The sequence below is a fragment of the Streptomyces sp. GESEQ-35 genome, from assembly GCF_017948485.1.
In the GTDB taxonomy this organism is placed as follows: domain Bacteria; phylum Actinomycetota; class Actinomycetes; order Streptomycetales; family Streptomycetaceae; genus Streptomyces.
Map to the genome: position 1 here is coordinate 71793 of NZ_JAFFSX010000008.1, position 13026 is coordinate 84818.

Annotated in this window: 13 protein-coding genes and 1 pseudogene; 7 read left to right on the forward strand and 7 right to left on the reverse strand. The window is 71.2% G+C overall.

Translation table 11 applies throughout. The features are described from left to right. Positions 1-3: 3 nt before the first annotated feature. The 3 genes from KCH87_RS17500 to KCH87_RS17510 are packed head-to-tail and all read left to right on the forward strand — an operon-like array spanning position 4 to position 3871. Positions 4-951: a carbohydrate ABC transporter permease gene (locus tag KCH87_RS17500; RefSeq protein ID WP_247196378.1), complete on the forward strand. Its 948-nt coding sequence runs from the start codon at positions 4-6 to the stop codon at positions 949-951. Next, entirely contained in the window at positions 948-1781 is an 834-nt protein-coding gene (locus KCH87_RS17505; RefSeq protein WP_210587044.1) for a carbohydrate ABC transporter permease, read from the forward strand. The genes KCH87_RS17500 and KCH87_RS17505 overlap by 4 nt, the downstream gene beginning before the upstream one ends. A gap of 29 nt (positions 1782-1810) precedes the next feature. Continuing rightward, a complete protein-coding gene (locus KCH87_RS17510) occupies positions 1811-3871 on the forward strand; it encodes a beta-galactosidase (RefSeq protein ID WP_210587045.1) in 2061 nt (686 codons plus the stop codon). On the opposite strand, the gene KCH87_RS17515 is transcribed toward KCH87_RS17510, so the two are convergent. Both KCH87_RS17515 and KCH87_RS17520 read right to left on the reverse strand, forming a co-directional pair. Beyond that, positions 3853-4911, reverse strand: coding sequence for a LacI family DNA-binding transcriptional regulator (locus tag KCH87_RS17515; RefSeq protein WP_210587046.1), 1059 nt, complete (start codon positions 4909-4911; stop codon positions 3853-3855). The genes KCH87_RS17510 and KCH87_RS17515 overlap by 19 nt on opposite strands. A 316-nt stretch (positions 4912-5227) precedes the next feature. After that, positions 5228-6421 carry an MFS transporter gene (locus KCH87_RS17520; RefSeq protein ID WP_308298848.1) on the reverse strand — a complete coding sequence of 398 codons (1194 nt, stop codon included), beginning with the start codon at positions 6419-6421 and terminating at the stop codon, positions 5228-5230. A 126-nt stretch (positions 6422-6547) separates the two neighbouring features. Here KCH87_RS17520 and KCH87_RS17525 point away from each other — a divergent pair, with 126 nt between their 5' ends. Together KCH87_RS17525 and KCH87_RS17530 are read left to right on the forward strand one after the other, a co-directional pair. Beyond that, positions 6548-7348, forward strand: a complete 801-nt coding sequence (locus KCH87_RS17525) for an SGNH/GDSL hydrolase family protein (RefSeq protein ID WP_308298849.1) — start codon at positions 6548-6550, stop codon at positions 7346-7348. Between the two features lie 28 nt (positions 7349-7376). After that, a complete protein-coding gene (locus KCH87_RS17530; protein ID WP_210587049.1) occupies positions 7377-7946 on the forward strand; it encodes a PadR family transcriptional regulator in 570 nt (189 codons plus the stop codon). A gap of 21 nt (positions 7947-7967) precedes the next feature. Here the strand turns inward: KCH87_RS17530 and KCH87_RS17535 are convergent. Both KCH87_RS17535 and KCH87_RS17540 read right to left on the reverse strand, forming a co-directional pair. Beyond that, positions 7968-8302, reverse strand: a pseudogene (locus KCH87_RS17535) (helix-turn-helix domain-containing protein); the annotation flags it as partial. 67 nt (positions 8303-8369) lie between these two features. Then, positions 8370-8588: a hypothetical protein gene (locus KCH87_RS17540; RefSeq protein ID WP_210587050.1), complete on the reverse strand. Its 219-nt coding sequence runs from the start codon at positions 8586-8588 to the stop codon at positions 8370-8372. Positions 8589-8703: 115 nt separating this feature from the next. On the opposite strand from KCH87_RS17540, the gene KCH87_RS17545 reads away from it, so the two are divergent. After that, on the forward strand, positions 8704-9609 hold the full coding sequence (locus KCH87_RS17545; protein ID WP_210587297.1) for a LysR family transcriptional regulator: 906 nt from the start codon (positions 8704-8706) through the stop codon (positions 9607-9609). Between the two features lie 54 nt (positions 9610-9663). Here KCH87_RS17545 and KCH87_RS17550 read toward each other — a convergent pair whose 3' ends face one another. Continuing rightward, positions 9664-10227 (reverse strand): NAD(P)H-dependent oxidoreductase, encoded by a 564-nt coding sequence (locus KCH87_RS17550; RefSeq protein ID WP_210587051.1) that lies wholly within the window; start codon positions 10225-10227, stop codon positions 9664-9666. A gap of 98 nt (positions 10228-10325) precedes the next feature. Between KCH87_RS17550 and KCH87_RS17555 the strand changes: the two genes are divergently transcribed. Next, positions 10326-11006 carry a TetR/AcrR family transcriptional regulator gene (locus tag KCH87_RS17555; protein ID WP_210587052.1) on the forward strand — a complete coding sequence of 227 codons (681 nt, stop codon included), beginning with the start codon at positions 10326-10328 and terminating at the stop codon, positions 11004-11006. Between the two features lie 7 nt (positions 11007-11013). Here KCH87_RS17555 and KCH87_RS17560 read toward each other — a convergent pair whose 3' ends face one another. Then, entirely contained in the window at positions 11014-12153 is a 1140-nt protein-coding gene (locus KCH87_RS17560; protein ID WP_210587053.1) for an NAD(P)/FAD-dependent oxidoreductase, read from the reverse strand. 26 nt (positions 12154-12179) lie between these two features. Beyond that, positions 12180-12863 carry a TetR/AcrR family transcriptional regulator gene (locus KCH87_RS17565; protein WP_210587054.1) on the reverse strand — a complete coding sequence of 228 codons (684 nt, stop codon included), beginning with the start codon at positions 12861-12863 and terminating at the stop codon, positions 12180-12182. Positions 12864-13026: the final 163 nt, after the last annotated feature.

Below are 13026 nucleotides of genomic sequence, written 5' to 3' on the forward strand. Positions count from 1 at the left end.
GACATGACCACCACCACGACCGCCGCAGGCCAGGCACGCACCGCCCGCGCACACGGCGACCCGGCGAGGACGGGACCACGCCCGAAGAATGCCTGGGCGCCCTACCTCTTCATCTCGCCCTTCTACCTCCTCTACGTCCTGTTCATGCTGATCCCCGTCGCCGTCTCGCTCTGGCTCAGCCTCACCGAATGGGTCGGCCTGGGCACCCCGCGCTGGGTGGGCCTGCGCAACTACCGCAACCTCGCCACCGACATCAGCTTCCACCGGGCCCTCGGCAACACGGGCGTCTTCGTCCTGATCTCGGTCTGTGTCGTCGTACCGCTCGCGCTGCTGATCGCCCAGGCCCTCAACACCCGGGGGCTGAAGCTCCGGGACCTGTGGCGTACGGCGTACTTCGTCCCGGTCGTCGTCTCGCCGATCATCGTCGCGCTTGTCTTCGGGCTGATCTTCGACCGGCAGTTCGGGCTCTTGAACTCCGTGCTGCGCGCCCTGTTCGGCACCGGCGGCGTCGACTGGCTCGGCGACCCCGGCATGGCCAGGATCAGTATCGGACTGGTCATGCTGTGGCGCTGGACCGGCTATCTCACCGTCTTCTTCCTGGCCGGACTCCAGGCCGTACCAAGGGAGTTGTACGAAGCCGCCGCCATCGACGGCGCCGGACGGCTGCGCACCTTCGCGACGGTCACCCTCCCGGCGCTGAAGCCGGTGACCGCGTTCGTCGTCGTCACCTCGTTCATCGGCGCGGCCCAGATCTTCGAGGAGCCGTATCTGCTGACCGGTGGCGGACCGGCCGAATCCACCCTCTCGGTGACGATGTTCATCTACCGGGCCGCTTTCCAGCGCCAGCAGTTCGGGTACGCGGCCGCGGCCGCGGTGGTGCTGTTCGTCGTGGTCTTCGGCCTGAGCATGCTCTTCAACCGGCTCCTCGGCATCGGGAGGGCGACCTCATGAACACCACCGCCACGAGGACCGGCCGCGTCCTGCTGTACGCGACACTCGTCCTGCTGCTCATGGCCTTCCTGGCCCCGCTGCTCTGGGCGCTGAGCGGTTCGTTCAAGCCGCGCGGCGACATCTTCGCCTATCCGCCGGAGCTGATCCCCGACCCGTTCACACTGCACAACTACCGTGCCCTGATAGATGATCAGCCCTTTGTGCGCTGGTTCGTGATCAGCACCGTGGTCGCGGTCGTGGCGACGGTGGTCTCGGTGTTCGTGTGCGCCCTGGCCGGCTATGGCTTCGCCAAGTTCCGCTTCGCCGGCAAACGGCCGCTGTTCGCGGTCATGTTCAGTTCGCTGTCCATCCCGTTCGCGGTGATCCTCGTGCCGCTCTTCGTGATCCTGGTCAAGACCGGCCTGGGCAGCCCGTGGTTCGCGCTGATCGTGCCATGGGTGGCGCCCGCGTTCGGGATCTTCATGATGCAGCAGTACATCGTGCAGTCCGTCCCGGACTCCGTGCTGGAGGCCGCCCGCATCGACGGGGCGAGCGAGTTCGGCATCTTCCGGCGCATCGTGCTGCCCCTGCTGCGACCCGCACTCGGCGCGCTGGCCGTATGGACGTTCCTTCAGAGCTACAACAGCTTCCTGTGGCCACTGGTGCTGGTCTCCGACAGTTCCCAGTACACCCTGCCGCTCGGCCTCCAGACCCTGTTCGTCTCCGAACAGCGCCAGTACGACCTGGTCCTCGCCGGAGCCGCCCTCGCCGTCCTGCCCGCCGTCGCCCTCTTCGTCCTCCTCCGCAAACAGCTCCTCGAAGGCCTGTCCACGGGCGCCGTCAAGGGCTGACGCCGCCTCGATCAACGTATAGGAGAAGCATGTTCGAGCTGCCCCGACGGGTCCTGTTCGGTGCCGCCTACTACCACGAGTACCAGCCGTACGAGCGCCTCAGGGACGACCTCGACCTGATGGCCGAGGCCCGCTTCACGGTGATCCGCGTCGGCGAGTCGGTGTGGTCGACCTGGGAGCCGGAGAACGGCCGCTTCGACCTCGACTGGCTGCAACCGGTGCTGGACGGCGCTCACGAGCGCGGCATCTCGGTCGTCCTCGGGACACCGACGTACGCGGTGCCGCCGTGGCTCGCCCGCCAGTACCCGGAGATCGCGGGGGAGCGGCGCACCGGCGAGCGCATCGGCTGGGGCGCCCGGCAGGAGGTCGACTTCACCCACCCGGCGTTCCGCTTCCACGCCGAGCGGATCATCCGCAAGGTGGTCGGCCGCTACGCCGCCCACCCGGCCGTGATCGGCTTCCAGGTCGACAACGAGCCCGGCCTCGAACTCTTCCACAACCACGGCGTGTTCCAGCGCTTCACCGACGAACTGCGCGCCGACTACGGGGACGTGGAGAGCCTCAACCGCGCCTGGGGACTGGTCTACTGGTCGCACCGGCTGTCGACCTGGGCCGACCTGTGGACCCCCGACAACAACGCCCAGCCGCAGTACGACCTCGCCTGGCGCCGCTTCCAGGCCCGCCTCACCACCGAGTTCATCGCCTGGCAGGCGGACATCGTGCGCGAGTATTCTCGCCCCGGCCAGTTCGTCACCACCTGCATCTCCTACGACCGCCGAGCCGTCGAGGACGACAAGCTGACCGCGCGCCTGGACGTCACGGCCGGCAACCCCTACTACACGATGCAGGACGCCCTGACCCTGCCCGACCTGGGCCGCGACGACCAGGGCTGGACGACGAACGGCACCTGGGCGCTGTACCGCAGCGCGGACCGCATGTACTCCTCCCGCCAGGAGCCCTACCTGGTCACGGAGACCAACGCGCAGGCCATCGGCGCCCCGTGGGACAACCGCCCGGCCTACGACGGTCAGTGGCGCCAGGCCGCCTGGGCCCTGATCTCCCGCGGTGCCTCGATGATCGAGTACTGGCACTGGCACACCCTGCACTTCGGAACCGAGACCTACTGGGGCGGCATCCTGCCGCACAATGGCCGCCCGGGCCGCGTGTACCGGGAACTCGCCGTGCTGGGAAAGGAGTTGGAGACAGCGGGCGACCTGGTGACGGCCCTGACGCCGGACGCCGACGTGGCCTTCCTCTACTCCTCGCCGAGCAAGTGGGCGCTCCAGGGCCAACCGCCGCTCGCCACCCCCGACGGCGGCCCGGACGAACGGTCGTACCAGACCATCTTCGACGCCTTCTACCGTGGCGCCTTCGACGCGGGCCTCCAGTCCCGCATCCTCCACCCCGGCCAACTGCCCGACCACGAACTGCCCCCCGTACTGGTCGCCCCCGCCTTCTACGCCGCCGACGACGAAACGCTCGACCGGCTGAAGGAGTACGCGGCGAACGGCGGCCACCTGGTCCTGGGCCCCCGCACGGCCTACGCCGACCCCGAGGCCAGGGCCCGCACCGAAGCACAGCCGGGACGACTCGCCGAGGCGGCCGGAGTGACGTACGACGAATTCAGCAACTTCAGTGCACCGCTGCCCGTGACCGGCACCTCCGAGCTCCAACTCCCGCCCGGCGCCCACGCGTTGCACTGGGCGGACGGTCTGCGCACGCAGGACGCCGAGGAGCTGGCGACCTACGAGCATCCGCACTTCGGCCGCTGGCCCGCGGCCACCACACACCGCCATGGCGCCGGCCGGATCACCTACGTCGGTACGGTCCCCGACCCCGAGTTCGCCCGCGCCCTGTTCCAGTGGGCCGTCCCGGCGGACGAATGGCGCCCGACCCTGCCCGGCGTCACCTCCACCGCGGCCACCGCACGCGACGGCCGCCGGGTCCGCTTCCTGCACAACTGGTCGTGGGAGGAGGTGTCGGTACCCGTGCCGGCGGCCGTACGGGATGTGCTGTCGGGTGCGGTGTTCCCGGACTCGGTGCCGCTGGGGCCCTGGGACGTGAAGGTCCTTCAGGAGGAGCGGGCGTAGGGACCGCTGCTGCGGCGGACGACGAGTTCGACCGGGACGAGCGGCTCGACACGGGGCGGCTCGGCGGGGCTGTCGATGCGGTTCAGCAGCAGCCGCAGCGACCGGGTGCCGATCTCGGCGAAGTCGGTGCGGACGGTGGTCAGCGGGGGGAGGAAGTGGGCGGCCTCGGGGATGTCGTCGTAGCCGACGACGCTGACGTCCTCGGGGACGCCCCGCCCGGCCTCGTGCAGGGCGTGCAGGACGCCGAGCGCCATCTGGTCGTTGGACGCGAACACCGCGGTGACGTCGGGGCGGCGGGCCAGCTGCCGTCCCAGGTCGTATCCGGACTCGGCGCTCCAGTCGCCGGTCAGCGGGGCATGGATCTCGGCCCCGGCCGTCTCCAGCGTCGCCTGCCAGCCGGCGAGGCGCACGTCGGCCGAGGTCCAGCCCGTCGGGCCCGCGATGTGGAAGACGGTGGCATGCCCCAGGCGGAGCAGGTGCCCGGTGGCCTCCCGGGCGCCGGTGCGGGAGTCCGCGGTGACCAGGGGCGGGCCGCCCTGGAGGTCGTTCTCCAGGACCACCAGCGGGGTGTCGAGGCGGGCTTCCGCCAGGGCCCGGCCGACCCACAGCTGCGGGGCGATGGCGATCACGCCGTCCGCGCCCTCGGCCGACAGCCGGTCCACGGCACGGACCACCGTGTCGGGGTCGGCCGTGTCGAGGGCGATGGAGCTCACCAGGTAACCGGCGCCCTGCGCCGCCGTGTTGATCGCGGTGAGGATGGAGGCGGGCCCGTAGCGCGCCGCGTCGAAGGAGATGACGCCGAGCATGCGGGTCCTGCCGCTCGCCAGGGACCGGGCGCTGCGGCTCGGGCGGTAGCCGAGGGTACGCATCGCGGCCTGGACCGCCTCGCGGGTCTCGGGCCGGACCGCCGGGTTGTCGTTGAGGACACGGGAGACCGTCTGCTTCGAGACCCCGGCCAGCCGGGCCACGTCGTCCATGACGGGACGCGCCCCGGCGAAGTTCCGTCGGCTGCGCCCCTTCGGAACGGCGCTACTGGTCATGGCGGGTGTTTCCTCGACATCGTGACGGCTGGCCCTCAGCATAGGCCGGACGCATCCCGTGCCCTGTCCCTGCCGGACCGCACACGACCGGCCGGCCGGCCACTCGACCCGCTCGACGGCCGCCGTACCCCAGCAGGCAGCGGCCGGTCACCTCGATCGGGTCGGGTGTGCCCGGGGCGTCGGCGAAGGGCAGCCGGGCCGGTCAGCGGGGGCGCGGGCGGGGCGGGGACGCGCAGGCGGTGCGGGTGCGGCATCAGGAGTCCTCCCGTCCGGGCCGAGGGTGGCGCTGGTGGCGTGCGGCCTCGGCGGAAGGGGCTCAGCGCGGCCGGGTGGCGCGGATGAGCCAGAGCGTGGCGGCCAGGCAGAGAGCCGAGACGGCGCAGAGCAGCAGCGGGACCGCACGGATCCCGGACCACTCGATGGCCTTGCCCAGCGCTGGACCAGCAGCGACACCGCCGACCATCGAGGCGGCGATCACGACGGCACCGGCCCGCCGGGCGCCGGGGGCCGCCCGGTTCAGCCAGGGCAGACCGGTGGGGAAGATCGGCGCGATGAACAGCCCGACGCCGGCGTACGCGTACGGGGCGAGGCCCGGCACGGCGGCCAGCAGCAGACAGACCGTCATGCCCGCGCAGGAGACGGTGATGATGGCCTGCGCCGAGAAGCGCAGCGCGAGCGGCGCCACCAGGAAGCGGCCGGCGGTCATCATCAGCCAGTACACGGACGTGGCAGTGGCGGCGACCCCGGCGCCGTACCCCACGGTCTCCAGATGGGTCGGCTCCCAGCCGCCCACACCGGCCTCGATGCCCACGTGCAGGACGTACAGCGCGACGAACACGGCGAGCACCGAGCCGAGGCTGCGGACGAGCACGCCGTCACCGGACTTGGGCACCTCACCGGTGGGCGCCGGCACCTGGTTCCGTACGCCACTCAGGCACAGCAGCAACGGCAGGTTGGCCAGCGCGAAACCGAGGAACACCGCGGGATAGTGCTCGGCGCCCACCCCGCCGATCAGCGCCGGGCCGAGGATCGCTCCCACGCCGAAGTGCGCGTTGAGGATGTTCAGCATCGCGGTCGAACGGCGGCCGAAGCCGACCGCGAACAGCTGGTTCAGCCCGTAGTCGATCCCGCCGAACCCGAGCCCGGCGAACAGCGCCGCGCACAGGGCGACGGGCCAGCTCTGCGCCAGCGCGAACCCCGCCGCGCCGACGGCCATCAGCAGATACGAGGCCCCGAGGATCCGCCGGTTGCCGATCCTGCCGTACAGCCGGTCGAAGAGCAGCACACCGGCCACCCCACCGACGAAGTGCGCGCTCAGCCCCAGCCCGGCGGCCGAGGGGGACAGGCCGAACTCCTCGCGGAAGGCGGGGATCGAGGGGCCGTACAGGGCCTGGAGCGCACCGATGAGTACGAAGCCCACACAGGACGCGACTACTGCGGAGGGGCTGAAGACGGGAGCTGTCAGGGGAGAGGTGACGGTGATGGGCCGAGCGGTCTGAGGGTCGGTCACGGGACGGAATGTTACCGGTAACATCACGCGGGTCAAGGGCCGGGGCATTGCTGAAAGCCGGCCACTTAGTCAACAATGCGAATAGTTAATTGGTCGTCTATGGTGATGCGGAAGGTGGTTCCACGCGTGCCGGTCAATGGATATCTGCGGTACGTCGCGCTGGGCGACAGTCAGACCGAAGGGCTCGGCGACGGGGACGACGTACGCGGCTTTCGTGGCTGCGCGGACCGGCTGGCCGAGCAACTGGCGCTCAGGAGCCCGGAGTTGCGGTACGCCAACCTCGCTGTTCGAGGGCGCCTCGCCGGTCAGGTCCGGGCCGAGCAGCTCCCGCCCGCGCTCGCACTGCGGCCCGACCTCGCCACCGTCGTCGCCGGAGTCAACGACCTGCTGCGGCCTCGCTTCGACGCCGACGAGGTGGCCGCGGAGCTGGAGGCGATGTTCGCCGCACTCACCGGCCAGGGCGCCCGCGTGGCCACGGTCACCTTCCCCGACGTCACCCGCATCACCCCGCTGGCCCGACCGATCGGGCACCGCGTCGTCGCGCTCAACGACCGCATCCGGCAGGCCGCCCGACGGCACGGCGTCGTCGTGGCGGAGACGGCACCGCACCCTGTGATGACGGACCCGCGCCTGTGGAGCGCCGACCGGCTGCACGCCAGCCCCCTCGGCCACGCGCGCATCGCCGCCGCGGTCGCGGACGCCCTCGCACTGCCGGGCAGCGACGACGGCTGGACGCGGCCGCTGCCCGCCGGTCCGGGGGTGGCCCCGGGGTTCCGGGCCGAACTGCGCTGGGTCGGCTCCTTTCTGGGGCCGTGGCTCGTCCGGCGGTTTCAGGGCCGCTCGTCCGGCGACGGACGCCAGGCCAAGCGGCCCACCCTGCTGCCGGTCACGGCGTTCGTCGAGGAGCTTCCATCGTCGCCCCGTTGAGTAATCAACGGAGTGTAAATTTGGGGCCATGGCGTTGCGAAATGCGGTGATGGCCGCGCTGCTGGAGGGCGAGGCGTCCGGGTACGACCTTGCGAAGGGCTTCGAGGCCTCGGTCGCCAACTTCTGGATGGCAACGCCCCAGCAGCTCTACCGGGAGCTCGAACGCATGGAGAGCGAGGGGCTCGTCTCCGCCCGGGTCGTGGAGCAGGAACGGCGGCCCAACAAGCGGCTCTTCTCGCTCACCGAAGCCGGCCGCGACATCCTGCGTGCCTACGTCGCCGAAGGTCCCTCGAAACCGACGGCCATCCGGGACGAGCTGATGGTCAGGGTGCAGTGCGTCGACATCGGCGACATCGACGCCGTACGTGACGCGGTCGTCGAGCGCGTGGAGCGGTCCACCGCCAAGCTGGCCCGGTACGAGCGGATGCGTGAGCGGCTGCTGGCCGGACGCAGCGAGGACGAGTACTTCGCCGCCGCCGAGCGCGTCGGGCCCTACCTCACGCTGATGGGCGGGATGGCCTTCGAGCGGGGGAACCTCGAGTGGGGCCGCACGGTGCTGCGGCGACTTGAGCAGCGTGCGTCGTCCGGAGTCAGGTAGGGCGCCGTACCGGCCGCGCTGTTATGAGCGCGCCAAGTGCCGCATCGCCGGCTCCAGTTGCAGCCTGAGTCGGCCGTTCGGCGTGCGGACCGGCCGGCCCGGAAGGTGCTCGGCGTGGGCCAGTCGGTCCTGGAGTGTGGAGTGGTGGACGTCGATCTCGGTCGCCGCGGCGCGCAGGCTCGCCGTCGAGGCGACTGCGTTCAGCGTGGCCAGGAGCCAGGGTGCCGCCGCGGCGGCCGTCTCCACGGAGTGGACGTCGGGCGGGGGTTCGGCGCCGGGTACGACCAGTCGGCGAGGAGCGCGATTCCGCCCAGGTCGTCGGCGTGCACGACGCGGACGCCGGGATCCTGCGCGGTGCAGCAGGAGACCGAGCCGGAACGCGTGGCACAGCCCGCGTTCCGGCTACGAAGGTCCGCCGGCCGCTCACCGGCTCGCGGGACTCGGCTCGGCGAGGGCGGGCCGGCTGCGGGAGACGATGCGCATGCCGCGGGCGTCGACGACCCGGACCTGGAGCGATCCGCAGCCGCAGCGGGTCCACACCGTTCCGCCGGCCGCGGTGACGTGCCGGGACACGACCTGGAAGGGCTCGGCGCCGTCGGGCCAACCGCAGTACGGGCAGCCGGTGCCGGGCGTGCTGGTCATGGCAACTCCTTGAACGTCGTGGCTGATGTGACCGTCGCGACACAACCAGCGTGCAGCCAAGCATCTGTACACGTCCAGGTTGACTTTGTGGACTTCACCTTGAAGCGTGGACTTCATGATTGACCTGCGCCGACTGCACGTCCTGCGGGCCGTCGCCCACTACGGCACGGTCACCGCGGCCGCCAGTGCCCTGCACTTCACGCCGTCCGCCGCGTCCCAGCAGATCCGGCAGCTGGCCCGAGAGCTGGGTGTCGACCTCCTCGAACCCCAGGGTCGCGGAGTACGTCTCACCCCGGCCGCCGAGAGCCTGCTCGCGCACGCCGACGCCATCGAGGCCCGCTGGGACCAGGCCGAACTCGATCTCCGGGCCGACCAGGGCGATCCCGCGGGACTCTTGCGTACGAGCGGATTCCCGATGGCCGTTTCGGTGCTGCTGGCGCCCATGGCGGCCCGGTTGCGCGACCGCCATCCGCGCCTGGACGTACGGATTCAGGAGGCGGAGGTGCCGCAGAGCTTCAACCAGCTCTTCGAGGGCGAGATCGATCTGGCGGTCGTGGAGGCCACCGTGTTCAACCCGCCCCTGAGCGACGCACGGTTCGATCAACAGCCGCTGCTGGACGACCCGTTCGACCTCGTGGTCCCCGACGACCATCCCCTCGTGGGGCGGCGCCGGATCGATCTCGCGGACGCGGCGCACGAGCGCTGGATCGCGCCCGTGCCCGACAGTCCCTGCCGTCCGCATGTCCTGTCGGCGTGCGGTGCGGCCGGGTTCACTCCGGACGTCGTGCACCACGCGCTGGACTGGAACGTGACGGCCCATCTCGTCGCGCACGGGCTCGGGGTCGCCCTCATCCCACGGCTGGCCCAGCTGACCCCCCACCTGCCCATCACCCGGGTGCAGTGCGTGACGGAACCGCACCGGAAACTGCTCACCTGCACACGCCGCGGCGGCCACGAGCGTCCCGCGATCGCGGTTGCGCTGGCGGAACTGCGCGAGCTGGCGCCCAGGGCGGTGGCCTGACACACGTAGGGGCCGGAGCCGCTCGGCTCCGGCCCCTTGTGGCGTGGTGTCCGCTCAGGCGGCGACGGTCTCGCCGGCGTGCCCGTGCAGCCGGGCGACGACCTCGGCGAGGTCACCGGCGACCTCGGCGTCGTCGGCCGGGTGGGTCTCGGCGAAGCGGATCACGGAACCGGGGATGGACAGCTTGACGTCCTCCAGCACCTTGCCGCCGGCGATGCCCACGGCCTTGCGGGTTTCGTCCTGCGCCCACACGCCGCCGTACTGGCCGAAGGCGGTGCCGACCACGGCGACCGGCTTGTCGGTGATCGCACCGGCGCCGCGCGGGCGGGACAGCCAGTCGATCGCGTTCTTCAGGACGGCCGGGATGGTGCCGTTGTACTCGGGGGTGAAGAGCAGGAAGCCGTCGGCCTCGGCGGCGGCCGTGCGCAGGCGGGCGGCGGCTGCCGGGACGCTGCCCGCGACGTCGATGTCCTCGTTGTAGAAGGGGACGTCGGCCAGGCCCTCGAAGAGCTGCACATCGGCGCCCTCGGGAGCGAGCTTGACGGCCGCCTCGGCGAGCTGGCGGTTGTGCGAACCGGCGCGCAGGCTGCCGACGAGCGCGAGGATGCGAACAGACATGGGAACTCCAAGGTGCTGAAACATTGCCGTTACGAACCGGACCGAGGTCCGTTGAATGTTGTACCACCCCAACCGGACCGCGGTCCAATTTCTTCCCGATGCTTTACGCTGTCTTCATGTCCGCGCCCCTGCCACCCCTTCCAGGGCCCCAAGAGCCCTTCGGTGAAGACGAGTTGTTGCAGCTCGGCAACGCCGAGGACGCTGCGTGCCTGCGTGCCGACGCGGCCCGCAACCGGGCCCGGCTGCTGGAGGCCGCGGCCGAGCTGATCGCGGAGCACGGCGCGGCCGGGGTCACCATGGAGGCCGTGGCCGTGGCGGCCCAGGTGGGCAAGGGGACGGTCTTCCGCCGCTTCGGCGACCGCACCGGCCTGCTGATGGCGCTGCTCGACCACTCGTCGAAGAAGCTCCAGTCCGACTTCCTCGGCGGACCGCCGCCCCTGGGGCCCGGGGCGCCGCCGACCGAGCGGCTGCGGGCGTTCGGAGTGGCGGTGCTGTACCGCTCGGCCGAGCAGTTGGAGCTGCGTCTGGCCGCTCAGCCGGAACCGACCCGGCGGTTCTCCAACCCGCCGTTCCGGGCGCTGCGCACACATGTGGTGATCCTGCTGCGGCAGATCGTGCCCGACGCCGACTGCGAACTCCTCGCCCAGACGTTGCTGGGCTACCTTGATCCCGCCGTGGTCCACCATCTGACCCAGCAGTGCGGGATGCCGATGGAACGGCTGGAGGCGGGCTGGGCCGACCTGGTCGACCGCGTCACGGGTACCGCGCCCCGCCCTTGAACCCCGCTCAGGCGTGGGCGGCGAACATGTCCAGCAGGCCCTGCGGTGCGTCGGCGCGGAACAGCAGGGCGCCGTTGTCCGCCGACTCGGCCGCGGAGGTCGCGCTGCGCGGGAACAGCTTCTCTTCGTAGGCGGCCAGTGCGGCTTCCACGTCGGTCGGGTGCGCGGCCAGCGCCAGACCCAGCTCGGCGCCGTCCAGCATGGCGAGGTTGGCGCCTTCGCCCGCGAACGGGGACATCAGGTGCGCGGCGTCACCGAGCAAGGTGACGCCGGGGACGCGGTCCCAGCGGTGGCCGACCGGCAGGGCGTGGATCCGCCGCGGGGTCAGGGTGCCGTCGGCGTCGGCGACCAGCGCCCGCAGACTCTTGTCCCAGTCGGCGAAGTGCTCGAGCACCCGCGCCTTGGCCGCCCCGGTGTCGGTGAAGTCGATCCCGTCGAGCCACTCCTCCGCGACTTCAAGAGCCGCATAGACGTGCAGGCTGCCGTCCGTCTCTCGATGGACGAGGAAACCCCGGCCCGAGCCGAGCGCGAACAGCGCGCCGCCGCCGACGATCTCGGCGCTCACCGGATGGTGTACGTCGGCCTCCACCAGGTACGCCTCGGCGAACGACACGCCGGTGTAGGCGGGCCGGGTGCCGGAGACAAACGGGCGGATCCGTGACCAGGCCCCGTCGGCGCCGATCAGCAGGTCCGTGGTGAAGACGGTGCCGTCGGCGAGGGCCACCTCGTGCAGGCCGCCGCCGAGCGGTCGCGCACCGGTGACCTTGGCGCCCCAGCGGACGGTGCCCTCGGGCAGTGAGCGCAGCAGCAGGTCACGCAGCCGGCCGCGGCCGACCTCTGGACGCTCGCCCTGACCGTCGTCGCTCTCCTCCATGCGGACCACGGCGTCCTGGTCGAGGATCCGCATGGCCTGGCCGCCCTGATGCACGAGCGCCCGGAACTCTTCGTGCAGACCTGCCGCGCGCAGGGCCTCCTGGCCGGAGTCGTCGTGGATGTCGAGCATGCCTCCCTGGGTGCGCGCGGTGGGGGAGGGGTCGAGGTCGAAGACGGCCGCTTCGATTCCGTGCACGTGCAGGACGCGGGCGAGCGTGAGACCGCCCAGACCTGCGCCGACGACGGCGATGGGGTGGTGGGTCGTGGTGTCCATGGTGGGCTCCTTCGGGTTGGTACGGATCACTCGGGTACGGCCGTTCGCTCGATGCCGTTGATCAGCGCCCGGATTCCCCACGACAGACGCGCCTCGGGAGACCCGGACAGAAGAGGGCCGGCGAGGGCGGCGATGTTCGGGTGGGTCCGCGCGGACGCCTCACGCACGGCGCGGCTGACGGCGTCCCAGTCCTCCTGCGCCGTGGCGGACTGGTCGTTCGCGGTGTGTTCGGCGGCGGTCGCCGTGGCGTGCTGGAGCAGCAGGTCCACACCCCACGCGGCCTGCGCGGGCGGGATGCCGCCCGCGGCGAGCAGGGTCAGCAGTGTCTCGATGAGGTTCAGGTAGTGCGGGCCGCTGGGCCGGGCCGACAACGCGGCGCGGGCGAGGCTCGGGTGCTCGAAGAGCATCGCGGTGTACGCGGAAAGCACCTTCTCAAGCTGTGCCCGCCAGGACCCTTTGGCGGGCACGGGCCCGATGGTGCCCAGCAACTCGTCCAGGACGGCGGCGTGCAGCTCCGCGGTGTTGCGGACGTAGACGTACAGCGAGGCAGGGCCGGTGTCGAGCTCCTGGGCCAGGCGTCGCATGGTGACCTTCTGTAGGCCTTCGGTGCGCAGGATCGCGACCGCGGCGCCCACGATTCCCTCCCTGGTGAGGGCGGGCTTGGCGGGACGCTCGCGTCGGCTGCGGGGGGTTTCGGGGCGGGGTGTCATGCGTCCAAGGTAACGAACATGTTCGTTGCGAACAAGTTCGGCACGAACAAGTTCGCAACGAACGCGTTTGTTACGAACGCGTTCGTTGTGAACATGTTCGTACAACGCTCACCGGTCCGAGCCCGCCCCCAGCCCCGCTCCCGGCTTCTGCCAAGATGCGGTA